This window comes from Xanthomonas sp. D-99 (assembly GCF_017746145.1).
Lineage (GTDB): Bacteria > Pseudomonadota > Gammaproteobacteria > Xanthomonadales > Xanthomonadaceae > Xanthomonas > Xanthomonas cissicola.
Map to the genome: position 1 here is coordinate 65,068 of NZ_JAGHWU010000025.1, position 26,003 is coordinate 91,070.

The 26,003-nt window shown below is 64.8% G+C and carries 16 protein-coding genes and 3 pseudogenes; 10 read left to right on the forward strand and 9 right to left on the reverse strand.

Annotated elements, in window-relative coordinates; genetic code table 11:
* The first annotated feature begins 84 nt into the window (after window positions 1-84).
* Window positions 85-2,964: a pitrilysin family protein gene (locus J7360_RS12030; protein WP_209033921.1), complete on the forward strand. Its 2,880-nt coding sequence runs from the start codon at window positions 85-87 to the stop codon at window positions 2,962-2,964.
* Window positions 2,965-3,532: 568 nt separating this feature from the next.
* Window positions 3,533-4,462: a GAF domain-containing protein gene (locus J7360_RS12035; RefSeq protein ID WP_057661414.1), complete on the forward strand. Its 930-nt coding sequence runs from the start codon at window positions 3,533-3,535 to the stop codon at window positions 4,460-4,462.
* Between the two features lie 356 nt (window positions 4,463-4,818).
* On the opposite strand, the gene J7360_RS12040 is transcribed toward J7360_RS12035, so the two are convergent.
* On the reverse strand, window positions 4,819-5,724 hold the full coding sequence (locus J7360_RS12040; protein ID WP_176215032.1) for a hypothetical protein: 906 nt from the start codon (window positions 5,722-5,724) through the stop codon (window positions 4,819-4,821).
* 618 nt (window positions 5,725-6,342) lie between these two features.
* Window positions 6,343-7,095, reverse strand: coding sequence for a DNA-formamidopyrimidine glycosylase family protein (locus J7360_RS12045; protein ID WP_209033923.1), 753 nt, complete (start codon window positions 7,093-7,095; stop codon window positions 6,343-6,345).
* A gap of 104 nt (window positions 7,096-7,199) precedes the next feature.
* Between J7360_RS12045 and J7360_RS12050 the strand changes: the two are divergent.
* From J7360_RS12050 to J7360_RS12060, 3 genes and pseudogenes are all read left to right on the forward strand, one after another.
* Window positions 7,200-7,972 (forward strand): annotated as a pseudogene (locus J7360_RS12050) (DUF72 domain-containing protein).
* A gap of 273 nt (window positions 7,973-8,245) precedes the next feature.
* Window positions 8,246-9,919 carry an alpha,alpha-trehalase TreA gene (treA, locus tag J7360_RS12055; protein ID WP_209033925.1) on the forward strand — a complete coding sequence of 558 codons (1,674 nt, stop codon included), beginning with the start codon at window positions 8,246-8,248 and terminating at the stop codon, window positions 9,917-9,919.
* A 424-nt stretch (window positions 9,920-10,343) separates the two neighbouring features.
* A complete protein-coding gene (locus J7360_RS12060) occupies window positions 10,344-11,042 on the forward strand; it encodes an AIM24 family protein (RefSeq protein WP_057661472.1) in 699 nt (232 codons plus the stop codon).
* Between the two features lie 176 nt (window positions 11,043-11,218).
* On the opposite strand, the gene J7360_RS12065 is transcribed toward J7360_RS12060, so the two are convergent.
* Entirely contained in the window at window positions 11,219-12,121 is a 903-nt protein-coding gene (locus J7360_RS12065) for a magnesium transporter CorA family protein (RefSeq protein WP_042805751.1), read from the reverse strand.
* 254 nt (window positions 12,122-12,375) lie between these two features.
* On the opposite strand from J7360_RS12065, the gene xopV reads away from it, so the two are divergent.
* Window positions 12,376-13,371 (forward strand): XopV/AopV family type III secretion system effector, encoded by a 996-nt coding sequence (gene xopV, locus J7360_RS12070; protein ID WP_057661470.1) that lies wholly within the window; start codon window positions 12,376-12,378, stop codon window positions 13,369-13,371.
* Window positions 13,372-13,456: 85 nt separating this feature from the next.
* On the opposite strand, the gene cycA is transcribed toward xopV, so the two are convergent.
* A complete protein-coding gene (gene cycA / locus J7360_RS12075) occupies window positions 13,457-14,887 on the reverse strand; it encodes a D-serine/D-alanine/glycine transporter (protein ID WP_209033927.1) in 1,431 nt (476 codons plus the stop codon).
* Window positions 14,888-15,547: 660 nt separating this feature from the next.
* Window positions 15,548-15,841, reverse strand: coding sequence for a hypothetical protein (locus J7360_RS12080; RefSeq protein WP_057661407.1), 294 nt, complete (start codon window positions 15,839-15,841; stop codon window positions 15,548-15,550).
* Between the two features lie 201 nt (window positions 15,842-16,042).
* Between J7360_RS12080 and J7360_RS12085 the strand changes: the two genes are divergently transcribed.
* Complete coding sequence (locus tag J7360_RS12085; RefSeq protein ID WP_170922313.1) at window positions 16,043-17,689, forward strand: glycoside hydrolase family 6 protein; 1,647 nt, start codon at window positions 16,043-16,045, stop codon at window positions 17,687-17,689.
* Between the two features lie 406 nt (window positions 17,690-18,095).
* Window positions 18,096-19,868 (forward strand): expansin EXLX1 family cellulose-binding protein, encoded by a 1,773-nt coding sequence (locus tag J7360_RS12090; protein WP_209033929.1) that lies wholly within the window; start codon window positions 18,096-18,098, stop codon window positions 19,866-19,868.
* A gap of 273 nt (window positions 19,869-20,141) precedes the next feature.
* Here J7360_RS12090 and J7360_RS12095 read toward each other — a convergent pair whose 3' ends face one another.
* Window positions 20,142-21,017, reverse strand: coding sequence for a DMT family transporter (locus J7360_RS12095; protein ID WP_209033931.1), 876 nt, complete (start codon window positions 21,015-21,017; stop codon window positions 20,142-20,144).
* A 198-nt stretch (window positions 21,018-21,215) separates the two neighbouring features.
* Here J7360_RS12095 and J7360_RS12100 point away from each other — a divergent pair, with 198 nt between their 5' ends.
* Together J7360_RS12100 and J7360_RS12105 are read left to right on the forward strand one after the other, a co-directional pair.
* A complete protein-coding gene (locus J7360_RS12100; protein ID WP_057661466.1) occupies window positions 21,216-22,100 on the forward strand; it encodes an SAM-dependent methyltransferase in 885 nt (294 codons plus the stop codon).
* A gap of 205 nt (window positions 22,101-22,305) precedes the next feature.
* The gene (locus J7360_RS12105; RefSeq protein WP_057661398.1) at window positions 22,306-22,857 is read left to right on the forward strand and encodes a hypothetical protein; all 552 of its coding nucleotides are present in this window, start codon (window positions 22,306-22,308) and stop codon (window positions 22,855-22,857) included.
* 226 nt (window positions 22,858-23,083) lie between these two features.
* On the opposite strand, the gene J7360_RS12110 is transcribed toward J7360_RS12105, so the two are convergent.
* The 3 genes and pseudogenes from J7360_RS12110 to J7360_RS12120 form a co-directional block, all read right to left on the reverse strand.
* Window positions 23,084-23,278, reverse strand: coding sequence for a hypothetical protein (locus J7360_RS12110; protein WP_033480931.1), 195 nt, complete (start codon window positions 23,276-23,278; stop codon window positions 23,084-23,086).
* Window positions 23,279-23,450: 172 nt separating this feature from the next.
* Window positions 23,451-23,563 (reverse strand): annotated as a pseudogene (locus J7360_RS12115) (transcriptional regulator); the annotation flags it as partial.
* A 61-nt stretch (window positions 23,564-23,624) separates the two neighbouring features.
* Window positions 23,625-25,499, reverse strand: a pseudogene (locus tag J7360_RS12120) (GGDEF domain-containing protein).
* Between the last annotated feature and the right edge of the window lie 504 nt (window positions 25,500-26,003).

A 26,003-nucleotide genomic window follows, 5' to 3' on the forward strand; every position in this document is an offset into this window, starting at 1 on the left:
CAGGCCAGTTCCCTGCCCATCCGCATTTGCGGCGCCGGCAAGCAGCCACTACCCTCGGCCGATTGCCCTGTCCTGGAGTGTCACATGCTGCGTCCGCTGTCCCTGTTGATCGCCGGTGTGCTTGGCGTCGCTGCCGGTTCCGTTGCCCCCGCCGTCGCGGCCGCCCCGGCCAGCCTGTCCAAGAGCGCGGCCAGCAGCGCCATTCCCGACATCGCCTATACCCGCTTCACCCTGCCCAACGGCCTGACCGTGGTGGTGCACGAAGACCACAAGGCGCCGGTGGTGGCGGTGAGCATCTGGTACCACATCGGCTCCGGCGACGAGCCGGCCGGCAAGACCGGCTTTGCGCACCTGTTCGAGCACCTGATGTTCTCCGGCTCGGAGAACAACAAGGGCAGCTTCTTCGCGCCGCTGGAAAAGGTCGGCACCACCGACATGAACGGCACCACCTGGTTCGACCGCACCAACTATTTCGAGACCGTGCCGACCACCGCGCTGGATACCGCGCTGTGGCTGGAATCGGACCGCATGGGCCACCTGCTCGGCGCGATCGGCCAGCAGGAACTCGATACCCAGCGCGGCGTGGTGCAGAACGAAAAGCGCCAGGGCGAGAACCGCCCGTATGGCCGTGTGGACCAGAACATCCTGTCCAACCTGTTCCCGGCCAACCACCCCTACCAGCACGACACCATCGGCTCGATGGAAGATCTGGACGCGGCCTCGCTGGCGGACGTCAAACAGTGGTTCAACGACAATTACGGCGCCGCCAACACCACCCTGGTGCTGGCCGGCGACATCACCGTGGCGCAGGCGCGCGCCAAGGCCTTGCAGTACTTCGGCGATATCCCGTCCGGCAAGCCGGTGGCACGCCAGCAGCCGTGGGTGACCCCGCTGGCAACACAAAAGCGCGGCGTGCAGCACGACCATGTCTCGCAGCCGCGCATCTACCGCACCTGGGTTGCACCGCAGCTGGGCACCGACGACCTCATCCAGCTGGATCTGGCCACCACCGTGCTCGGCGGCGGCAAGACCTCGCGGCTGTACCAGCGCCTGGTCTACCAGGACAACCTGGTGGACGACGTCTCCGCCTCGGTGCAGCCGTTCGCGCTGTCCAGCCAGATGCAGATCCAGGCCGACGTGAAGGACGGCGTGGACCCGGCCAAGGTCGAGGCGATCATCGACGAAGAACTCAAGAAGTTCATCGCCCAGGGCCCCACCGCCGACGAACTGCAGCGCGCGCAGGTGGTCTACCGCGCCGGCTTCGTGCGCGGGCTGGAAAAGGTCGGCGGCTTCACCGGCAAGGCGGTGATCCTGGCCGAGGGCCAGGTCTATCGCGGCGACCCGGGCGCCTACAAGAAGGATCTGCAGCGTGCCCAGGCCGCCACCGCCGACAGCGTCAAGCGGGCCTCGGCCACATGGTTCGGCAAGGGCGATTACCTGCTCACCGTGCTGCCGGCCGGCAAGGACTTCGACCCGGCCGCCGAAGACAAGGCGGTGGTGGCACGTGGCGAAGAACCCGGCAAGCCGGCGCCCAAGCTGCCGGCCGCGGGCGCGTTCAAGGTCACCGCCTCCACGCTGGACCGCAGCAAGGGCGTGCCGCAGACCGATCGATTCCCGGACCTGAGCTTTCCGAAGCTGCAGCGCGGCAAGTTGAAGAACGGCATCGAGGTGATCCTGGCCGAGCGCCACACCATCCCGGTCACCCAGGTGGAGTTGCTGTTCGACGCCGGCTACGCCGCCGACCAGGGCCACAAGCTCGGCACCGCCAGCTTCAGTGCCGCGCTGATGAACGAAAGCACCACCGCGCTGGACTCGGTGGAAGTGGCGCAGCGCCGCCAGCGCCTGGGTGCGATCACGGCGGTCGGCTGCGATCTGGACAGCTGCAGCGCCTCGCTGGACGCGCTCAACGACCAGCTGCAGCCCTCGCTGCAGTTGTTCTCCGATATCGTGCGCAATCCAGCCTTCAAGGCTGCCGACATCGAACGCGTCCGCGGCCAGTGGCTGTCCGGCATCGCGCAGGAAAAGACCCAGCCCAACAGCCTGGCGCTGCGGGCGCTGCCGCCGTTGCTGTTCGGCAACCAGCACCCGTACGGCATCCCGCTCACCGGTAGCGGGACCGAGGCGGCGATCAAGAGCCTCAACGCGCATGATCTGCAGAATTTCCACAGCCAGTGGCTACGTCCGGACAACCTGCGCATCCTGGTGGCCGGCGACACCACGCTGGCGCAGATCATTCCCCAGCTCGATGCCACCTTCGGCGACTGGAAGGTCCCGACCACGGCGTTGCCGAAGAAGAACCTGGCCAACGTCGCCGCCCAGCGCAAGCCGCGCGTGTACCTGATCAACCGCCCGGATGCGCCGCAATCGGTGATCCTGGCCAGCTTGCTGGCTCCGTCCACCAAGGCGCCGGACAACCTGGCCATTGGTGTGGCCAACGGCGCCTTCGGCGGCACCTTCACCTCGCGCCTGAACATGAACCTGCGCGAAAACAAGCGCTGGGCCTACGGCGCCGGCACCCGCATGATGGATGCGCAGGGCCAGCGGCCCTACCTGTTCTCGGCACCGGTGCAGACCGACAAGACCGCCGAATCGGCCAACGAGATCTTCAAGGAAGCCACCGCCATCATCGGCGACAAGCCGCTGACCACCGACGAGATCGAGAAGATCAAGAACCAGCGCATCCGCGCCCTGCCCGGCAGCTTCGAAACCACCGGCGCGGTGCTCGGGGCGATCGAGGGCATCGTGCAGTTCGACCGCCCCGACGACTACGTGCAGACGCTTAAGCCGCGCCTGGAAGCGATCGACCAGCCGGCCGCGCAGAAGGCCATCAAGGAAATCATCAAGCCGGAGGCGATGACCTGGGTGATCGTCGGCGACCTGAAGAAGATCGAAGCTCCCGTCCGTGCGCTCAAGCTGGGTGACGTGCAGGTGCTGGACGTGGACGGCAAGCCGGTCAAGCGCTGATCGCACCTGCCACACCGGCTGCGCTGCTGCACGCAGCGTGGCCGGTGCGGGCAGGGGTCATGTTTGATGCAGCGTGTGGTGGTTCGGCGCGTCAGTCGCTGCCCGAATGCTCGTCGCCACCGCAGTATTCCCCCGCGTGGCTGCGGCGCTACAGCAGCAACGCACATGCACCTGCTGCCCTGTGATCGCTGCCTGCAGGCGTGCTCGACAGCAGCAAGGACACAGCAGGGCGTGCTTCGTGCGCGTCGTGTTGAAACAGCGATGACCCTGGCGCGCAACTGCCGGGTGGACACCGCCGGCACCATGCAATGTGTGGTGCAGATGGTCCAGGCGCATTCGCCAGCGTGCGTTACACGCAGCGCATGTCGAACACCTCGCCTGTCGTTCGCCATCGTGGCCCTGCCCGATCCCCTGCCTGATCGCCTCGCAAACACGACCCATGCGGTCGCTGCCAGCACGCGGCGCTGGCGTCTCACCTCGCGCTGTCCGCAGGGCGGCATCCACGCCGCATTACCGGCGCTGCCGGTATGCTTGCCGCTTTCGCGTTCGCGCTTGCCTGGCTTATTCGATGAAAGACATGCCCGTAGCTGACGAAGCCTCTCGCCAACAGGTCCTGGATGGCTATCGCATCGTCGACAGCCTGCCGGAGGACACTTATCAAGACGTCGTGCAGGTTGCCGCGTCCCTGTGCGACACACCCATCGCGCTGATGTCGCTGGTGGACCGCGACCGCCAATGGTTCAAGGCGCAGCTGGGTCTGGGCCTGCAGCAGACCGAACGGAGCCAGGCAGTGTGCGACCACGCCATCCGCAGCCCCGAGCAACTGATGGAAGTGCCGGACCTGCGCAAGGACACGCGATTTGCCGATATTTCGGTGGTCACCGGCGACACCGGCGCGCGGTTCTATGCCGGCATGCCGCTGGTCACTTCCGATGGTGTGGCGTTGGGCACGGTCTGCGTGCTCGACACCGAGCCACGCACGCTCACCGAGCTGCAGCGCACCGGCCTGCAGGCGCTTGCACGGGTGGCCATGCGTCTGCTCGACGAGCGCAAGCGCGAGCTGCAACTCGAGCGCGACGCCATCCTGCAGCCGGTTGCCCCGGTCGCCAGCCAGGCCGTCGCAGACACGGGCTATCACCTGGTGATTCTGGAAGTGCAGGAATTGGCCGCACTGGCCGAGCGCCAGAGCGAACGTTTGCTCGGGCGCAACCTGCAGCAGCTCGACCAGGCCCTTGCAGCACTGGTGCAGGGGCCAGGCAACAGCATCGACCGTGTCACCGACAGTGCGGAATTCATCGCCGTGCTGTGCGGCCCCGACGCCGAGCGCACCTTGCAAAGCCTGCGCGAGATCGCCCAGCAACAACATGCGCTGGGCCTGACCGTCTTGTTGGGCCAAGCGCAATCCGCTGGCCCGGACGAGCCGATCGGCCAGGTATTTCTGCGCGCCGAAGTCGCGCTGAGCGCAGAGAAGGACCGTTACCGGCAGAGCCTGGCCTGAGGCCTGCGAATCGATCTGCTGCTTCGCAGACGTACCCTCATCCCAATCCCTCTCCGCTAGAAGACGGGGTTTGAAGCGAAGCGCCCGCGGTCAGTTGTTCCGCGGTGAATTCAGCCTCGCCGCTTGGTTTGAACTGCAAGGCAAGGCGGAAACGATGTAAGCCCCCTTCCCGGCGGGGCGTAAACGCACCGCTTGCAGGTCACTGGCGTGCGTGCCTTGGAGCGCCCGTGCTGCAGGCGCGGGCCGGGGCGTGGAACGGGGGTTGGGGTAAGGGTACGGCGGTACCGAGTCGCCGAATCTCGCGATGACACTGCCGCATCCCCAGCTGCGTCTGCACCACAGCACAAATGCACCCTTCACCCCAGCGCGCACTGCTTCAACTGGCGATCGGCGTACCACAGCGCGCGGCGGGCCAGGTCGTAGGCGCTGTCGGCCTGACGCGGCAGCATCTGTGCGGCCATCACCGGATCGGCGCCGTTGTTCAAGGCGTGCTCGGCACGTTCCAGATCCGACAGGTGCGTGCGTACCGGCGACAACAGCGATGTGCGCCTGGAGGCGTCGCAACGCGCACTGCGCTGTTCCAGCGCCGCCAGTGCCTCGCGGATGCGACGGCTGGCTTCCCCCTTGAGGTCGGGCAGCGTTTCATGCGCAATCGGCGCTGACTTATAGGCATCGCCCGTCGCCTCGCTGCCCATCTCGCCCTGATTGCCGGCGAGCGCGGGATTGAAGCGCACGTCCGGCGGCGGACGCGCCTTGGCGACCTGGGTCTGCGGCCCGTTGAGCATGTCGTTGAACTTCTTCATGCCGCGATTCATTTCCTGCACCGCCACATCGCCCAAGGTGCCATCGCTCTTCCAGTCCTTGGCGAAGCGGGTTTCCTGGTACTGCACCGGGTTGACCCGCTCCATGATCTTGCGCGCCTTGGCCTGCGCGCGTTCGTCGGCCATCCCCGGTGGCACCGCGCTGCCGGTCTGCGCCATCGGGTCCACCTGCGCCATGCGCAGGCGCCCGTCGCGGGTATACAGCTGGGCCGACATCGAATCGCTGACAGGCGCAGTGGCGGCGGCTGACTGCCGCGGCGGTGGCGGCGTGTGCGTGACCGGCGGCGCCGCACGCGCGGCCGAGGCAACCCGCGGCTTGCGCTCGGGCTCCTGCGGCGGTTGCTGCGGTGTCGGCGGCGTCTGTTGTGGCCGCGGCACGAAATACACCTGCAACGTGTCGTCGTGTTGCGGGGTTTCGCGTGGCGGCGGCATGTACAGCAACAGGCAGGCAAGAAAGAACAGGATGGCGCCCGTGCATGCGACAGCGGCGACATGCGGGACAAGCGCTTCCTTCCTGCGGGTAGTCACAATGCGGGAGACCGATGAGATGAGAGTGCCGACGCCGCACACAGCGAACCCTGGTGTGCGACGCGCAAATCTAGCGGGCGGCGCGACGGCGCGCGTTTGTAATTCGTTGTTTGGCTGGGAAGGGCCAGCCGCCATTCACATTGCGCCGCAGGTGGGCGCGAGCGAATTGCCAGTGCGCCACGGGCCGAATAGAGGGCGCGCCGGTGAGCGGATTCGACAACAGCCTCCGAGAACATGGCGGGCAACTCGTTTGGCCATGCGATGGGGCAGGCCAAGCGCCAGCACCGCGAAAACGGCCTACCCCGCGCGCGATCCGAGACCGCCATGCACATCCTCGAACGCTGATGCACCGTCACGCCAGCACGCTCACCGACGACGCATCGCCATCCGATCACTGGCAGGCCAACGACAGGATCACATAGCTCGGCGCGCACGGACCGCTGCTTGGTGACCGCAATCCCTCAGACCGCAGTCCATCAGCAGGCACTCGCCGATCCGACCAGCGCTTTCCTGGCCACGGCACGGCGCCCATCAGGCCTGGTCGGCGCGGTACAGGCGCTGGCAGACCTCGCAGAAAAACGCACGACGTCCGGCCTTGCCCAGGTGCTTGCGGTACTGCAGCGGTGCGCCGTCGCGCGGGCAACTGGTCTTGGTGTGCACCTGATAATGCTTCTTCAGCACGAAGGCTTTTTTCCAGGTGTAGAAGTCGAAACTGTAGTCGCGTGCCTGGGTGACCAGTTCGCCGAGCTTGCGCGCCGGCAACGCGCCCACGGTGCTTTCCGGATGCACGCGGATGCGATGCAGCACTTCGTTCTTGATGATGTTGCCCACGCCGGCAAAGATGGTCTGGTCGAGCAGTGCATCGGCCGCCAGCATTGCCGGAGCGGCGCGTAACTTGCGGCGCGCCTGTGCGGCGTCCCACAGTGGGTTCATCACGTCCGCCGTCCAGTCGTAGATCTCGTCCAGCGGACGCTCGATGAACTGCACCGAGCACGCATAAAAGTTCAGCCGCTGGCCTTTGGAAAATTCCAGGCACAAGCGCGGCACCGCGTTGGGCTTGTCTTCGTTGATGCGGTAGCTGCCGAACAGCAGGAAATGGATGCGCACGCTGAAATGCGCAAATTCGATCAAAAAGTGCTTGCCCCAGCTGCGCAGTGCCAGCACGTTTTGCTGGTCCAGCCGCGCGATGTCCTGCTTGCTGTTGCCGGACACGCGCACGATCCTGCGACCGACAAACGCTTGGGTGTCTTCGCGCAGGATGACAAGTGAGGGACCTTCTGGCATGCGCCCAGTATCGAAGCGCTGCGTGAGTCGCCCGTGAGTGCGATGCACACGGCATCCTGACGCACGCGCATGCATAGAGTGCTGCCACTCTCGGCTTGCCTGCCATGCCAGCTCGTCCATCCGCTGCCATTGCACGTGTGCGTTGTGGTTGCGCAGGCTGGTCGATTCCTGCCGCCGACCGCGCACAGTTCGACCAAGGCGCCAGCGTATTGCAGCGCTACGCCACGCGTTTTGACGCGGTGGAAATCAACTCTTCGTTCTATCGCCCGCACCGCGCCAGCACCTATGCGCGATGGGCCGACAGCGTCCCGGAGGATTTTCGTTTTTCGGTCAAGCTGCCGCGCAGCATCAGCCACGACGCGAGCCTGCACGGCACCGGGCCGCTGCTGGATGCCTTCCTGGCGCAGGCCGGCGCGCTGGGAACACGACTGGGCTGCCTGCTGCTGCAACTGCCGCCCAGCGCCGCCTTCGATGCCGCGGTGGCCGCGCGGTTTTTCGCGATGCTGCGCCGGCGCTGGGACGGCGGCGTGGTCTGCGAACCGCGCCACGCCAGCTGGTTCGCGCCGCACCTGCGCAGGCGCTGCTGGCGCGCCATCGCATTGCACACTGCGCCGCCGACCCGGCGCCAGTGCCCGCAGCCTCGCTGCCGAGCCCGACTGCTGCACCGCTGTATTGGCGCTGGCATGGCGCCCCGCGCATCTACTACAGCAGCTACCCGCACACCGCACTGCAGGCGCTGGCCGCGGCGGTGCGCGCCAGCCATCCGGGCAGTACGCAGCCACCGCCCGAACGCTGGGTGATCTTCGACAACACCGCAGCCGGGTGCGCCACCTCCAATGCGCTGGAATTGCAGCGCCTGCTCAAGAAGGAGCGCTAACGCAAACGCGGGCAGGTGGCGGTCTTCCGGCACGCCGGTGGCGCGCATCTTGCAACGGCCAGGCTGCAGGGACGCCGGCGCACCACCATTCAAGCTGCCTGAGTGCCGCGCCGATATGCCTGGATCGACGCACGTTGCGGCACCACGCCGATCAGCTTGCTGAATTCAGTCGTCCCGGTGCGAAGCCTGTCGGCGTGCCGGCACCTCGCTCGGTCCCGCCCGCCACATCGGTCGTTTACCATGCCCTACGCCACTGCCCGTTCTGGAGATGTCATGAGTTCTGCCGCGCCCCCGTGCTGCACGTCGCTGCTTGGCCTGTCGCTGAGCATGTTTGTTGCGCCGGGCACGCTGACCGCCGCGCCGCTGGAGCCTCCGGTCGTCAATGCGCCGGCGCCCACGCCGCCCACGCCCGACCTGGCCTACCCGGAACTGTTCCAGGCCGTGCAGCGCGGTGAGCTGTTCGATGACCAGAAGCACTTTGTCGACTTCCTGCCGCTGCGCGACCCGGCGCTGATCAACGCCGACTATCTGGCGCAGCACGATCACCCCGGCTTCGACCTGCGCAAGTTCGTGGATGCCAATTTCGAAGAATCGCCGCCAGTGCAGACCGATGCGATCCGCCAGGACACCGCGCTGCGCGAGCACATCGACCTGCTGTGGCCCAAGCTGGTGCGTAGCCAGAACCACGTGCCGCCGCACAGCAGCCTGCTGGCGCTGCCGCATCCGTATGTGGTGCCGGGCGGACGCTTCCGCGAGGTGTATTACTGGGATTCCTACTTCACCATGCTGGGCCTGGTGAAGAGCGGCGAAACCACGCTCAGCCGCCAGATGCTGGACAACTTCGCCTACCTGATCGACACCTACGGGCATATTCCCAACGGCAACCGCACCTACTACCTCAGCCGCTCGCAGCCGCCGTTCTTCTCCTACATGGTGGAGCTGCAGGCCGGCGTGGAAGGCGAGGCGGTCTATCAGCGCTACCTGCCGCAGCTGCAAAAGGAATATGCCTACTGGATGCAGGGCAGCGATGACCTGCAGCCCGGCCAGGCCGCGCGCCACGTGGTGCGCCTGGCCGATGGCAGCGTGCTCAACCGCTATTGGGACGAGCGCGACACCCCGCGCCCGGAAGCCTGGCTGCACGACACCCGCACCGCCGCAGAAGTGACCGACCGCCCGGCCGCCGAGGTCTACCGCGACCTGCGTGCCGGCGCCGAAAGTGGCTGGGACTACACCAGCCGCTGGCTGGCCGACGGCCAGAACCTGCGCACCATCCGTACCACCGCCATCCTCCCGATCGACCTCAACAGCCTGCTCTACCACCTGGAGCGCACGCTGGCGCAGGCCTGCGCGCAACCGGGTGCGGAGTGCACCCGCGATTACGCCGCACTTGCACAGCAGCGCAAGCAGGCCATCGACGCGCATCTGTGGAATGCAGCCGGCTACTACACCGACTACGACTGGCAGAGGCATACGCTGAGCAACCAGGTCACCGCCGCCGCGCTCTACCCGCTGTTTGCCGGCCTGGCCTCGGACGATCACGCCAAGCGCACCGCCAGCACCGTGCGTAAAACGCTACTGCGCCCGTGCGGACTGGCCACCACTGCAGTGAAGACCGGTCAGCAATGGGACGAACCCAACGGCTGGGCGCCGCTGCAATGGGTGGCCGTGGATGGCCTGCGGCGCTACGGCGAAGACGCGCTGGCACGCACCATTGGCGAACGTTTTCTGGCCCAGGTGCAGGCGCTGTTCGCACGCGAGCACAAGCTGGTCGAGAAGTACGGCCTGGAGACCGATGCGGCCGGCGGCGGCGGCGGCGAATACGCCCTGCAGGACGGCTTCGGCTGGACCAACGGCGTCACCTTGATGCTGTTGAACCTGTATCCGGGCAAGGACACCAAAGCCGCACCCGCCAAGCGCGTGCGCAAGCCCGAGGCGGCCGCGCGCTGAGGACGGTGCCGCTGCTGCGCAGTGCGTGGCGGCGGCAGGGGCGGATCATTGGCGTTGGATGTCGGACGGTGCACGTCACCGACGCGCAGCACAGCCGTTGCGGCAACACGACGCGCTCTGCATTTGCTGGCAACACGTCGCGCGATCGTGCGATAGGGGCATCGCACACACAAACGCGTGCATAAAAACGCACCATGCCGATTCGGCGCACCGGCGAGGCCCTCCGATGGTGTGCAGCCGTCTGGAGCGCAGCGATTCGAACCGCGCCTGGTTCACCCGCAAACGTAGGGCGCGGCTGGTGATCGCCACCTTGCCGCTGTCATCGCATGCGCTGATGCGCAGCACATGGGCTCCCGGTGCCGGCCCGCGACTGCACCGCAGACGGCCGCGTATCATGCGCACTCTTTCACTCCAGGACGGACCCATGGCCGTACGCACGCTCAATGAATTTCTCGCCCATTCCAAGGAAAAGGACGTCAGCCCCGATCCGTTCGAACTGGAAAACCCGCATCTGCTGGAAGTGCGCCTGAACGGCATGGTGTGGTCCAAGGCCGGCGCCATGGTGGCGCGCACCGGCAACGTCAAGTTCACCCGCGAGGGACTGCTGGAACAGGGCCTGGGCAACCTGCTGAAAAAAGCCGTCAGCGGCGAAGGCATGCAGTTGATGAAGGCCGAAGGCCAGGGCCGCGTGTATCTGGCCGATGTCGGCAAGATGGTCACGCTGCTGCGCTTGAACGGCGAGGCGATCTTCGTCAACGGCAACGATGTGCTGGCGTTTGAATCGGGCGTCGAACACAAGATCACCATGATGCGCAAAGTGGCCGGAATGCTCTCGGGCGGGCTGTTCAACGTGCGCCTGAGTGGCCACGGCATCGTGGCGATCACCTCGCACTACGAGCCGCTGACCTTGCCGGTCACCGCCGCCAGCGGCCCGGTGTTCACCGACCCCAATGCCACCGTCGCCTGGTCCGGCACGCTGACGCCGGAGCTGGTCACCGACGTCTCGATCGGCACGCTATTCGGCCGCGGCTCGGGCGAAAGCCTGCAGATGCGTTTTGCCGGCGAAGGTTGGGTCGTGGTGCAGCCCTATGAAGAAGCCAGCTTCCAGCAGTCCAAGGGCTGATCCAGGCCGCCCGGCAGCAACAATGCGCATGACCTGATTGCACGCTACGCAGCTGACAGCCTTCAAGTCACGACGGCGCGCAGCACCTGTGTAGGAGCGCCCCTGGGCACGAGGGCTTTGCCGGTAACGCCACATCGCGCCCAGGTGCGCTCCTACGGTTGTCCGGCGCTGATGCGTCACACCCATCCACGCTTGCGAAACCACGCCAGCGGCACCACCACGCTCAACGCGATGATGCCAAGCGCCCAGAAATAGTTGTCGTGCCCCTTGAGTTCGGGCATGTAGGCGAAGTTCATGCCCCAGATGCCGACCAGCACGGTGGGTGGGATGCCGACCACCGATGCCACTGCCATCACCTTCATCACGTTGTTCTGGTCGATGTTGATCATGCCCAGCACGCTGTCGAGCAGGAACTCGATGCGGTCGTCCATGTGCTGATGGAATTCGCTCAGGGTGGTCAGGTCCTTGTGCAGCGAGGTGATGCGTTTGGCCGCATCGGCGCCGAACCAGTCCGGCGCGGTGCCATCCAGATACGTCACCAGACGCAGCATGCCCTGCCCGGCGCTATGCAGCCCGCCGAGCTGGCGGCCCATGTCGCCGACCTGGTGCAACATGCGCTCCAGATCCTTGGTCTTGTGTGGGCTATCGAACACCTGCCGCGTGGTCTCGGTGACTGTCGCTTCGAGTGCCTCAAGCCGGTCTGCCAACCGCCCGACCAGTTGATCGAACATGCGCAGCAACAGGTCGTCCGAGCTGTGGCAGGGCGCGTGTTCCAGCCGCGCGGGCAAGTCCTCCAACGAGCCGATGCGCTGCTCGCGCAAGGTCACCAGCATGCTGGGCGACAGCGCAAACCCCAGCGGTGCGGTGGGGCCGTCATCGTCCTGAAAACGCGGCACATTGAGAAACAGCACATCGCCCTGGCGGCGTACCCGGCTGCTGAATTCGATCTCGCCAATCGCCGCACGATCGGGCAAGGCAAACCCCGCCTTTTCAGCGGCCTGCGCCAACTCTTGCGGACTCGGCTGGCACAGGTCGACCCAACAGTGCTGGGTTCCGGCAATCGGGTGGATCGTGATCATGCATCGACTGTGAGATGAAAGAGCCCAAGCATCCTCCGCGTCCACCATGGCGTCAACGCCGGCACATGCCCACCGGCGAGGTAGGCGACTGCCGCGATGGCCGCGATGGCCGTGCCTGCTCACGCATGCGATCGCCGCGGGATTTCTGCAAGGCAGCGAACGCTTTCGCCAAATCGCACATCGATTCTGCTGTGAGCGGTATGCACGTCCTGGCTGCCTTACATTTTCCGCTCACGCATTCCAGGAGTACGCGCATGAAAATCTCCGGCTCGGCGTTTCGCCAGCTACACGAGCATATCGGTCCTGTTGATCCGCGACATGCCCCATCGGTTTGCGACGACATCCAAATCGGCGCCCACTCCCAACTCTGCGGGCTGCCTCGCATGCGCCGAAGCGCATCAGCCAAGGGGCGATCGCCGGCGTTCATCGCAGACAGCAGCCATCTCGATGCGCTGTTCGGCAGCACCCAGCCCGCGCGCGGAAAGCAACTGGAAGACGGTACCCATCGGACGCCGATCCAGAGTCAGGAAATAGAAACGCCTGCCGGCGGCCATGCGCAGGTCAAGATCAATCCAACACGCCTGTTCGTCTCGACCGGTCCGGCACTGAAGACGCTGCATCGTCTCGATCCAGCCAAGCTATCCAAAGATCTCGGGCTGAGCGAGGACGCCATCGATCGCATCAGGAGCACCCCGACGTTCCACGAACAGACTGAAAGCGGCGTGCCGTCCAGTACGCCACTGGCTCAGCGCCTGCGCCTGGAAGATCTGCGCGACAAGAAAGTGGAGTACAAATGGAACATCGCCAGCAATGGCAGCTTGGTCATCGGAGAAGGGCATCCTGGCGTGGTCCTGGACGAGCCGATGACAAGCAAGGACGCGCGCAAGAAGAAACAGCCATACGCGCAAGGCCATGTCACCCTCGTGGGCGGCCAACCCTGGAACAGGACCACCTGGCAGGAAAACCGCCAGATACCGGAAGCGCGCATCAGCGGCACCCTGTACTACAACACGGACGGCGAGCTCTGCATCGATAACGATTCGGGGCGATTCAGCGAATATGCCGACCGAACGTCAGACCATCTCGAAAACGTCTCCAAGCTCTTTCAGCACTACGGTCTGCCGGTCACGCCGGAATGGAAAGCAAAGAAACAGATTCCGTTGCAGCGTCTGCCCGCCGGGGCTGCCATCGCGTCACCGAGCCCGGCACAGAAAGGCGAAGCGGCGCATCCTGACCCAAGCGGTGAATGATCCACCGTCCACGCGCATCGCCATGACGGCTCGCAGCGTGCGGTCACCGCCGCACGCTACACACGATGCGTGCCGCACCCATCGCTCAATGCTGCCGGTTCCCACGGCGTTTGACCGCATAGCCAATGGCCAGGAGCAGGAACCAGACCGGGCTGGCCAGCAATGCCTGACGCGTGTCGTCCTGCAGGGTCAGCAGCACGATGACGAAGGCGAAGAAAGCCAGGCACACGTAGCACATCAGCACGCCGCCGGGCATCTTGAACGCCGAGGCGGCGTGCTGCTCCGGGCGCTTGCGGCGGTAGGCGATGTAGGCGCACAGGATCAGCGACCACACGAACATGAAAAGCACCGCCGACAGCGTGGTGACCAGCGTAAACGCGGTGACCAGGTTGGGAATCAGATACACCAGCATCTCGCCCAGCAGCAGGCACAGACAGGAAAACAGCAGGCCGCGCGCCGGCACTGCCGCACGCGAGAGCTTGGCAAAGCCCTTGGGCGCATGCTGTTCTTCGGCCAGGCCGTAGAGCATGCGGCTGGTGGAAAAAATGCCGCTATTGGCCGACGAGGTGGCCGAGGTCAGCACCACGAAGTTGATCAGGCTGGCCGCCGCCGGCACGCCGGCCAGCACGAACAACTCCACGAACGGGCTCTTGTCGGCCACCACCTGCCGCCACGGCGTCACCGCCATGATGGCGATCAGCGCAAGCACATAGAAAATCAAGATGCGCACCGGAATCGAATTGATCGCCTTGGGCAGATTACGGCGCGGGTCGGCGGTTTCTGCAGCCGTGGTGCCGACCAGCTCGATGCCGACGAAAGCGAACACCGCGATCTGAAAGCCGGCAAAGAACCCGCCAATGCCCATCGGGAACATGCCACCGTCGTTCCACAGATTCGACAGCGAGGCCACGTTGCCCGAGGGCGAGCGGAAGCCCCAGGCCACCAGCCCGGCGCCAGTGACGATCAACGCGGCAATGGCGATGATCTTGATCAGCGCAAACCAGAATTCCATCTCGCCGAACAATTTCACCGTGACCAGATTCAGGCTCAGCAGCAACAACACGCACAAGATCGCCGGAATCCACGGCGCCAATCCCGGAAACCAGAACTGCGCATAGGCCGCAATCGCGATGACATCGGCAATGGCGGTGATGATCCAGCAAAACCAGTACGTCCACCCGCAGAAAAACCCGGCCCATGGCCCGAGCAGGTCGGTGGAAAAATCGATAAACGACTTGTATTCCAGGTTGGAAAGCAGCAATTCGCCCATCGCGCGCATCACGAAGAACAGCATCGCGCCAATGATGAGATAGACGAACAGGATCGACGGCCCGGCCAGACTGATCGTCTTGCCAGAGCCCATGAACAGGCCGGTACCGATCGCCCCGCCGATGGCGATCAACTGCAGGTGGCGATTGGACAGGCTGCGTTGCAGATGATCGGGCGCGGACGGGTCAGACATGGGCACGGCACCGGAGGAGTGGGCAAGCTGGTCAACATACGAGATCACGCCCATGCGTGCCAGTGGGCGCCTGATGCGAGGCTGCGGTGGGCACGTCCTCTGCAACGACCTGGGCAAGACCCGCGTCGCAGACCTGCACCGCCCCAAGACCGCAACCAGCGTCCAGGCCGTACCGCACTCCCGGCGGCGGCAATTCGCACTGCATGCAGCTCAGTCTGCCGGTACCTGCTCACGCCTGCCATCTCGACCGTAGCGACCTCGCATCGAACCGTCCCGAGTTCTTCTGACACCGGCATCTAGGTCAGACGCGCTGGTTCACGTTCACCGCCAGGCACCAGCCATCTGGAGCTGTGGCGCAATGCCCTGGAACCACGACCCCAGCCGAGACTGACATCCAACATAATGCATCAAAATATACTTTTACACCCTTCTCCTAAAATAAAAAACAAACCATTTTTGTCAGAATTAAATAACTTTCGAGATTATCTTTGTAAATATAATTTCCGAATCATCGGTATCCGTCTTCGTTTTCTTCTCCACATAATCGGCATCTGCAATAACGCCACACCTTTCTCGGATGGTGAGCGTAGTCGTCCACAGTTCCAGCATCTGCTTTTATGGTAGCGCTCGCTTTCTAGAGCACGCGCACGGATTCGTGCCATCAATGCTGGCCTTCTACGTTCTCAGTCTCGCCAGAAAGCTTCCCATGCATCTTCAGCCACACCCCGCCTGCAAGGCCTGCTGCCATTGTCGATCGATGCGCCGACCATGCCGTTCGATGGTCGTGGCAGGCAGGTAGACGAAACCGGTCATGAGCCGCAACGACGCGGCACACAATCGCACAGTGCGCGTGGGCGTAAGCCCCGCTGCAGCTGCGCTCAAACGGGCAACGGAATCGACGCATTGCGCCGACCGATGCGCGAATACGGCGAGCCGCTTGAATGCGACACGCCGCACCATCTTCTGCGCCGATCGCCCCGGCGCAGGACCACCGATGCACACGCGCATCTGGGGCGCGTTCGGTTGCGCACGTGCATCACTCACCCCGAGCGGACATCAATCGAGAGAAGCCACCAGTCATAGCGAATCACGCGACATCTTGATATCTCGCTATTACACACCGTTTCACCACTTCCCATCCCAAGGCAAAATTCAATGTCATCTTTGACAAACCTCCGACCCTGCGTCACGTCCAAGCTCGCCGTTTCGTTGCTGACCGGCGCGCTGCTCATTCCCGTTGCGGCATCCGCCCAGAGCCATGTCGACAACCCGTTCGTCGGCGCGAGCGGGTATGTCAATCCCGATTATTCGAAGGAAGTCAACTCGTCGATCGTCAAGGTCAAGGATGTGCAACTGAAAGCCAAGATGCAGGTCGTCAAGTCCTATCCGACCTCCGTCTGGCTGGATTCGATCAACGCGATCTATGGCGGCTCGCGCAACGCCGGCCGCCTAAGTCTGCAAGGCCACTTGGATGCGGCATTGGCGCAGAAAAAGGCCAACACGCCGATCACGGTCGGCTTTGTCATTTACGACATGCCGGGGCGCGACTGCCATGCGCTGGCCTCCAACGGCGAGCTGCCACTGACGCAAGCCGGCTTGCAGCGCTACAAGACCGAATACATCGACGTCATCGCATCGACGCTGGCCAATCCGAAATACAAGGATCTTCGGATCGTCAACATCATCGAGCCGGACAGCCTTCCGAATCTTGTCACCAATCAAAGCACGCCCGCCTGCGGCCAGGCGGCATCCAGCGGCATTTACGAGGCCGCCATCAAGTACGCGCTCGACAAGCTCCATGCCATTCCCAATGTTTACAATTACCTCGATATCGCCCATTCCGGCTGGCTGGGGTGGGACAATAACCGTAGCCCTGCGATTTCGCTGTACACACGGGTCGTGCAGGGAACGGCAGCCGGTCTGGCCAGTGCGGATGGCTTCATCACCAACACCGCCAATTACACGCCGCTTCATGAGCCGAACCTGCCCAATCCGGACCTGACGATCGGTGGCCAGCCCATTCGCTCGTCCAACTTCTATCAATGGAACAGTTTCTTCGACGAATCGACCTATGCGGAAGCGCTCTACAACGGCTTCGTCGGCGCGGGTTGGCCCAGCAAGATCGGCTTTCTGATCGACACCGGTCGCAACGGCTGGGGCGGCAGCGCGCGCCCTGCATCTGCCAGCGGCAATGACATCAACACCTACGTGGACTCCGGACGCGTGGACCGTCGTCTCCATCGCGGCAACTGGTGCAATCAGAGCGGTGCGGGGATCGGCATGCCGCCGACCGCGGCACCCGGCGGGCATATCCATGCCTATGTGTGGGGCAAGGGAGCGGGCGAATCCGACGGCTCCAGCAAGTACATCCCCAACAACCAGGGCAAGGGCTTCGACAGATACTGCGACCCGACCTATACGACGCCGGACGGCACGTTGACGGGCGCCTTGCCGAACGCGCCGATCGCCGGTAACTGGTTCCACACGCAGTTCGTCCAGTTGGTCGCCAACGCGTATCCCGCTATCGGCACCTCGACCAAGGTGGCGCTGCAGTCGGCTTCGACCGACGCGGTGCCCGCCAGTTTGCCGACGGCAACGAAGGGGCTGACCGCCAATGCAGCGGACGGCAAGGTCAGGCTCAGCTGGTCGCCCGTTGCCGGTGCCACGGGTTACACGGTGCAACGTGTTGCCGGCGCAGCCGCTGCTCCCATCACCGTCGCATCGGGCCTGACCTCGCCCTCATATGTGGACCAGGCGCTCACCAACGGTACCACGTACTACTACAAGGTAACGGCCAACGGCCCATCGGGTGCAGGCGCGAGCTCGGTCACCGTGAGCGCGACGCCGCATCGGTGATGCGATAACTGCGTTGCCACAGAGCGGTAGAGGCTAGTGTGCTCTACCGCTCCTCGGCTGCGGGAGGAGCGCTGCAACAACGATGCGGCGCCTAGCGGCCGCCAGTTCAATCGCTGTCGTGCTGCTCTACCTCTGTCTGGAACGCGGCATGCGCTTCGAATGAGATGACATCGGAGCAGATGCCGTCGGCGGCGGAACGGGCGCTGCATGGCACAGGCTCGGTAGCGCCACGGCAAGCGGCGCAGCGCCCACTCCGTGCTTCTGCCGGCCAACCCGGCGGGAAGTGGCCTGTGGCACGCCGGGACTGCATCGCGCGCGTTGCCGGGGCGCTGTGCCCTTTTGTCTCCAACCGCACAGGCCGCTTCGTAGGCATCTCAACGTACATGACACACTCTAGGAAACGTCCATGCTGTCACACATCCATTTCTTGATCGCGCTCGCAACGCTCGTCCCGCTCACCGCGCCGGCGATGCAGGTCAGTACGCAAGCTCCCCTTGTCGATGCAACGGGTCAGACGCTGCACATTCGCGGGGTCACCTGGCCCGGCTTCGATCGCGCCGGGTTGGCGGCCGTCGGCATGCGCAACAACACACTGGCGCAACTGCTGGATCGGATGCAGGCGTCAGACATTAATGCCGTGCGGGTGCCGGTCTGCGCCGCTGTTCTGCAACGCGCCCCTGTGGCAGCTGCAGAAGTTGCCGGCGATTCCACGCTGCGCGGATTAGATTCCTTGCAACTGCTCGACACAGTGGTGCATGCCGCAACCCAGCGCGGGATGCAGGTGATGTTCGCGTTTGCAGATGGAAGTTGCGATGACCGCGCACCGCTCCTGGGCGCACAGCGGCAGGCATGGACGCGCGGCCTGGTCACGCTGGCACGCCGCTATGGCGGCAACGCCAATGTCCTGGGTATCGACCTTGGCAGCAGCGGCTACCGCAATGCCAGCTGGACAGGAAACGCGGCGGATCAGGATTGGAACCGGGTAGCGTCGCGCGCAGCTGCAACGGTGCTGGCGCAGGCACCGCGTTGGTTCGTGGGTGTGGAAGGTGTGGGCAGCAATGGGGTGTGCAGTGACCCGGGGCGCAAAGCGCCTGGCAGCAATCTTCAGCCGTTCGCGTGCGTGCCGCTGGACATCGCTCGCCGACACCTGGTGTTGATGCCGAAGTTGGCGGGCCCGGACCGCGATACGACCGGTGCCTTCGCCGCACCCGGATTTGCGCAGGCACTGCCCGCCATGTGGCAACGCGACTTCGGCCAATTCGCACTCGACCATGCAGTGGTACCCGTCAGCCTCGGCGGTGGACTGGGCGATGGCGACCCGCGCGACCCAGCATGGCAAACCGCATTGAGCGGTTATTTGGCAAACGCTGGAATGCGCAGCGCATTTCTCGGCAGTTGGGAAACTGGCAATGCCAACAACGGCGGCCTGTTGGCGCCGGATGGCAGCCCCCGCGCAGACAAACTGCTGATCTTGCGTCATGCCTGGGGCATGTTGCCCGTCATGCCCGCCATTGCCACAGCAACTGGCGACAGCACGAAGAATGCGAGCGGGAAGAAGTCGTGGAATAGTACTTTCAGCGGCACTGCCACCATGACCGGCTCCGGCTACTCTGGCGGCGCGCTCCTGCTGGACCCCATTCCGAGCGATGCCTTCATCACCGCGCTCAACTCCACGCAGCTGAACTTCGGCGGGATCAAGGCCGCGCTGGCTGGCGCCTATCTGGAAGTGACCGGCCCCAGGGGAAAGACCATCGTCTATGTCACCGACCTGTATCCGGGGGGCGCCTCTGGCGGCCTGGATCTGTCGCCCAATGCCTTCGCGGCGATCGGCAACACGGCAGACGGGCGCATTCCGATCAGCTGGAAGGTCGTCCGCGCGCCGATTACCGGCAACGTGCAGTACCGCATCAAAGAAGGCAGTTCACGCTACTGGGCCGCGATCCAGGTGCGACACCACACCTATCCGGTGGTCAAGTTCGAAGTCAAACAAGGCAGCACCTGGACCAGTCTGCCGAAGACCGATTACAACCATTTCGTAGGCACAAACCTCGGCAACAAGCCGCTGTCCATCCGCATCACCGATATCCGCGGGAAGGTCATCGCGGACAAGATTCCCGCGCTGACGGAATACAGTAGCTCCGAGCCGTATCTCGAGCCCGGCAACGTACAATTTCCCTGAGGTACGCCGCCGACCCGAGAACGGCCGGTACGCTGGCGCGCTGCGGCCACATTGGCAAAACGTCTATCGCGGCGACTGCATCGAAACAAGGCCGGCGACGATGCCCGCCTCATCGAGCGCTGGCGCGTTCGGCGTGCGGCACCGGGTTCTGGTCAGCGATGGATCCGGATGCAGGATTGGATCGCAACTGCCTCGCTGTCTGGACCCCTGACGGACCGAGGCTTTTTTGAATCCCGCCCCACTGCCAGCCAACCGGCCGGTACTGCGCAGCACTCACACGATCTTCGTCCGCCGCCACCAACGCGACACCTGTTCCTCGCGCACCAGGGTGAACAAACCGGCGCCCAGGATCAGCGCGATGCCCACGGCCATCGGCCAGTCCAGATGATCATGAAACAGCAGGTAGCCAAAGGCGATGGCCCATAGCATCTGGCTGTATTGGGTTGGTGCGACCACGCTGACCGGGGCCATGCGCGTGGCGTACATCATGCAGATGGCGGCCAGCCCGGCGAGCAAGCCGTAGCCGGCCAACAAGCCCCACTGCGACAGCGTGGGCCAGACGAAGCTGGGCAACATCATGATCCCGCCCATCACCAACGGGCCGATCACCCCAGCGCCATACAAGGTCAATCGCTTTTCGCTGTGGCCGGCCATGCGCAAGGCGATCACCGAGATGGCGCCGACCAGGCCGCACACGAGTGCCGCCACATGCCCGTGGGTGAGATGGCGAAATCCCGGGCGCAGCACGATCAACACGCCGATGAACCCGACGATCACCGCCGACCAGCGCCGCCAATGCACTTCTTCCTTGAGGAAGATCACCGACAGCACGGTGACGAAGATCGGCATCAGGAAGATCAGCGCGAATGCTTCGGCCATTGGCAAGGTGGTGAAGGCGATCACCGAGGTGAGATTGCCGATGGCGCCGGTGAGCGCACGCAGCAGCCACAGCGCCGGCTGCTTGGCCATCACCAGCTCGCGCAGCTGGTCGTTTGGCTTTTTCAGGAACGGCACCGCCAGCAGCATCAGCAGCGCGCCGAGAAACAGCACTTCATAGACCGGCAGCGTGCCTTCGAGCAGCTTCACGAACGCATCGCTGATCGAATAAGCCGCATAACAGGCGAACCCCAACAACACACCCTTCAGCATGACCCACGCTCCTCGGTTGACGCCGATCCGACGAGGTGTCGATACGGACTGCCTGCAGTATGCGATGCGGCGTGTGTCAGCGAAACGGCGCAGGCAGTCGACCTCGGTGGCAGACGCATGCGGTGGGCGCCCCGGCGGCAGATGCCTGGCCGCAACAGGTCGGTTACGATGCCGCTCCCTTCCTTGCAGCGCTGCGGCATGTTCCGCACGCCGCACACAGAGCTGTCAGCCGTGCCCCACTACTCCGGCCCCTTACTCGTTCTCGCCGATGCCCAAGCGCTGCTTGCCGCGCGCGGCAGTGGTCTGGCTTACTGGACCGGCTCGCTCGACCTGGGCCGCAGCACCGACACCGCCCAGCTCGATGCACAGACCTGGCAATGGCGCGGCCGCGGTTATCCCTATCCGGGCAAGCTCAAGGAGCGCACGCTGTACTTCTGGGATGGCGAGGATTTCGCGCCGATCTCGCGCTACAGCGGCGCATTGATCAAGCTGGTGCCGACCGAATGGGGCGCGCCCACGTTCGAGATCGATGGCATCAAGATGCTGCCCTCGGCGCAGCTGTCGCCGTTCGAGGATGCGCGGGGCAAGGTGGCGCTGGTGGACCCGCGCGGCAAGAGCGTGCTGGACACCTGCGGCGGGCTGGGCTACTTCGCCGCCTGCTGCCTGGGGGCCGGGGTCGCGCAGCTGCGCTCGTTCGAAAAGAATGCCGACGTGCTGTGGCTGCGCACGCTCAACCCGTGGTCGCCGGATCCGGAGGGCGCTGCTGCCGGCGGACGCCTGCAGCTGACCCATGCCGATATTGCGCAGCACATCGTCACGCTGGCCGACGATTCGGTCGATGCCATCCTGCATGACCCGCCCCGCTTCGGCATTGCTGGCGAGCTGTATTCGCAGGTCTTCTACGATCAGCTGGCACGCGTGCTGCGCCGAGGCGGGCGGCTGTTTCACTACACCGGCGCGCCCAACAAGCTCACCAGTGGGCGCGATGTACCCAACGAAGTGAGCAAGCGTCTGGCCAAGGCCGGCTTCACCACGCAACTTGCCCTGGATGGCGTGCTGGCGAACTTGCCGGCACGGCGCTGAGTGGTGCCTCCGTGCCAATGACGCTGGCGACACGATCTGTGCGATCACCGAGCGGCAGATGCAAGGCAGCGTGCACTCACAGCACGCATGCGCACTGCATGATCACGCGAGGCGTGCGCGAGGCCAGCATGACGGTTGCCGCGGCAGTTGCAGCGTGCCGCCGAAGGGATCTGCGATACTGCCGCTCCCTCGACATGGATGTTGCATGCGCGCCCACGTGATCATTGCCCTGCTGGTTTCGCTCTTGCTGGTCACTGCGGCACCAGCACACGCGCAGACGGCATCGGTGACGGCAAGCGCACCATCGCAGCCGATGTCAGGAGTGACCACGCGCTATCCGGTGACTACCGCAACGGTGGGCGGGCGTGTGATCCACCTGGGCGAACACCAGGGCAAGTGCGCGGTAGTGCGCGATGACGAGGTCGTTGTGCTGGGCATCGGCGCACCTTGCTACTTCAGCACCGATCGACGGCATGCCGCGCAGGTCCATCGCTTCCATGGCAGCGACGTCGTGCTGGTACAGCACGCGCATCCGACGTCGCGACCTGACTGGGACGTGGCCGTCTACGGGCCCATCTGCGCCTTCGAAGCGCAAGCGATACGCGAGATCGGCGGCGTGCTGGAACCCGGCGGTGTCGCCGGCTCCTGGCATTGCGACCCGACCGCAGGGGCCGACCAGAAGCAGTTCGTCTATAGCTACGACGCCTGGCCCAGGCACGGTGCCCGGCGACCTGCACGCACGCAAGAAGCGCACTGACCGTTGCGAGCGCTGCGGCCGATGCGAATCCGGCCTGGTTTTGGTCAGCGCTGTCTGCTCAGCAGATCTATTGCGCCGCGTACCAGCGCTTGCACGCTGCATGCGATTGCCTGGCACCGCGCCTCAGTCGCTGCGTGTCGGAGGGCAGAGGCGTCGCATGATCGCCGGCAAACGCACAGGCCGGGTCATGCAGTGCGAAAACGTGCGATCGCGATCAGCCGCACCATCACCGCAGCTGACGGCGCGCCTTCCAACTCGCACATGCGACGCCGCCGACGATCGCCAACGGCACGCAGCTCAGCAGCGCATCCCAGCCGACCGTAATCCAGAAGCGATGCGGGTCGCTGTCGACCAGAAAACTCCGTGCCGGTCGGCCATCAATAGCGCTGACATGGCGCCCTTCGGGGATTGCATCACGCAACAGCCACAGGCGTCCGCAACATGCGATCACCACGATGACAGCTACGCCGCGCACTCGCCAGTCGGTCAGGCGTGAGGCCTTGCGTTCAGAGGCCGGCGGCGTTGATGGACGCGGTGTTTTCAAGCCTGAGTTGCTATCGACATGACAGCGAAGTTGACGCGTCCCCATTCAGCCGCGGGCTTCTGACCCTGTGGAGCAACACGTGCAACATGCGGGAAAGGCGGCTATCGATGCGCATGCGGTTCTGGGCCGTTCGATCGGTTCACGGCAACCAGCGGTCGCCATCGGCCGGCAGATTGTGCCGCAGCATCGCCCCGATGTCGCAGCGCAGGTGTGTGCATCAGGTTCAGCACACCGCCCACTGATCGCGCCCAGCGGTCTTGGCGGCGTACAGCGCAAGATCGGCCTGGCTCAGCAACACATCCAGCCCGGTGTCGGCGACGATGCGCACCGCGCCCATACAAAAGCGCACCGGTTGCTCGGGCGGCAGGCCGGCGATGTCGATCGCTGCCACCGCGCTGCGCAGGCGCGTAAACACCGCGGGAATCTCCTCTTCGCCACAGCCCGGCAACACCAGCAGGAATTCTTCGCCGCCCAGGCGGCCCAGGCGATCCTGCCCGCGCAGGGCCAGCCGCGATGCGCTGGCCAGCGCCTTGAGCACCGCATCGCCGGTGGCATGGCCATACACGTCGTTGATCTGCTTGAAGTGATCCAGATCGATCAATGCCAGCATGCCCGGCGTTTGCGAGCGCAAGGCCTGCTCGATCTGCTGCTGCGCCTCGGTGCGAATGGCGCGCCGGTTGGGCAGGCCGGTGAGTTCATCGCGCATCGCCAGCCGCGATAACTGGCGGCGGTGCCGTGCGCCGAAGGCCAGCACCACCAGTGCCCCGAGCAGCAACAGGCAGGCTGCGCACAACGCGATCCACAGCGTCCGCTGGCCGGCTTCGCGCGCCTGCAGTGCCAGCTGCGCGGTCTCGCTGCGGCGGCGCAGCTCGGCCGTTTCGGCGCCGCGGCGTGCATCTTCGTAGCGCGCCTGCAAGCGCAACATCACCGTATCGCGCTGGCGGTCCAGGCTCTGCGCGCGCAGCGCATTGGCGCGTTGCAGTTCCTGGTAGGCCTCGGCATGGCGGCCTTGGAATGCAAGTGCCTGGGCGATGGCGTCGACCAATTGTGCGCGACGGTTCAAGGTCAGATTGGGATCGTCTGCGGCCTTGGCAGCGACGATTTCCGCGTCCAGGCCCTGCGCCTTCAACGCGATCAAGGCCTGCAGCAAGACGGCGTGACATGCCGCAACACGCCCGGTATTGCCTTGTTGCTGCATCAGCGGCAGGGCTTCGCGGGCCATCGTCAATGCAGAAGCGGCATCGCCGGTTTCGATCAGGGCCTCGCTGGCACTGGTCAGCGCTGCAGCCACGCCCGCCTGGTCGCGCAGTTCGCGGCTGAGCGCCAATGCGCGCCTGAAATGCAGCAGCGCCGCTTCCGGTTGCCGTGTTGCCAAGGCAGTGCCGAACTCGTGTTCGACCAGACTGCGCTGAAAGCGCGCCGGCTGGTCGTGCAGGCGTGCCAGCGCACGCTGCAGGTAGTCTTCGGTTTCGTTGTCTTCGGCGGCGCGACCACCGACGCGGCTGGCCAATGCTCCCAGTTGCGTCAACGCATCCAGCTCCAGCCCCAGCAGGTTTTCGCGCGCGGCACATTGATAGCTGGCCTACGCCGCGCTCCAGGATTCATCGCTGCTGCCGGAGGCGAGCATGCTCCACATGTCGACCGCCTCCACTTCGCACAGCAGATCGTTGCGGCCCAGCGCGCTGGCCCGTTGGCGCAGCGCTTCCAGCCGCGCCACCATGACGCGATTGGGGTTTTCGCGCACATCGCTGAGCGCCTGCACGATATACAGCCACAGCCGTGCCTGCGGGGTGTTGCCGTGCAGCTGGTCGAGCCTTCCGCGCGCCTGCGTCAGCACCGCCTGGCGGCGTTCGCTGTCTTCCAGTGAAATAAGCACGCGTGCCTGCGCCAGCAAGGCCCAGAACTCGGCATCCACGTCGTGGTCGCCGCTCGCACGCTGCAGTGCGCCTTGTGCGATCTGCAACGCGACCACGGGGTCGTCGATGGTCGCCGCTTCGATCGTCTTCCACGGCTGCGGCTGCGCCGACACCATGCCACTGCCCAGCAGCAAGGCAAACGCGGCGAGCCCATGTCGCCACCGGACCACGCACATGCTCATCGCATCATCACGTCGACGACGGGCCGCAGCGTGCGCACGCCAAGCCGATGCCATTCGCGCTGACGTGGCGGCTTGCTGGTTGCTGCGGCATGTCAAGCACTCCCACGGTTGGATGGCGATGGAATCCAGCGGAATTTCAGGCGAAACGCCAATCTTCCGAATGATGCGAACGGCATGATGACCAACGCACACGACAGGTCACGTGATCGACGCGCAAGCGGTCGCGTTCGTTAGCGGTCCAGGCGGGCCATTCTTGAATCCGGATGACGGTAGAACGCGGCACATCGCACTGGTGCGCGGACGGCAGCCAGACCGACGTCGTCGCCTGGCTATCGCGCAATCCGCCCGACGCACTGCGACAAGCAACCCACCCCATCGGCCCCGATCGCCCTGTCATCGCGATGCCTCGGCACAGCAGCCTTGCGCGCCAGCAGGTAAAGCTTCCACGGCGCGGCCGCGTAAACTGCTGCACGGCAGCTGCCGCCCCTCGATCTTCCGGAGACG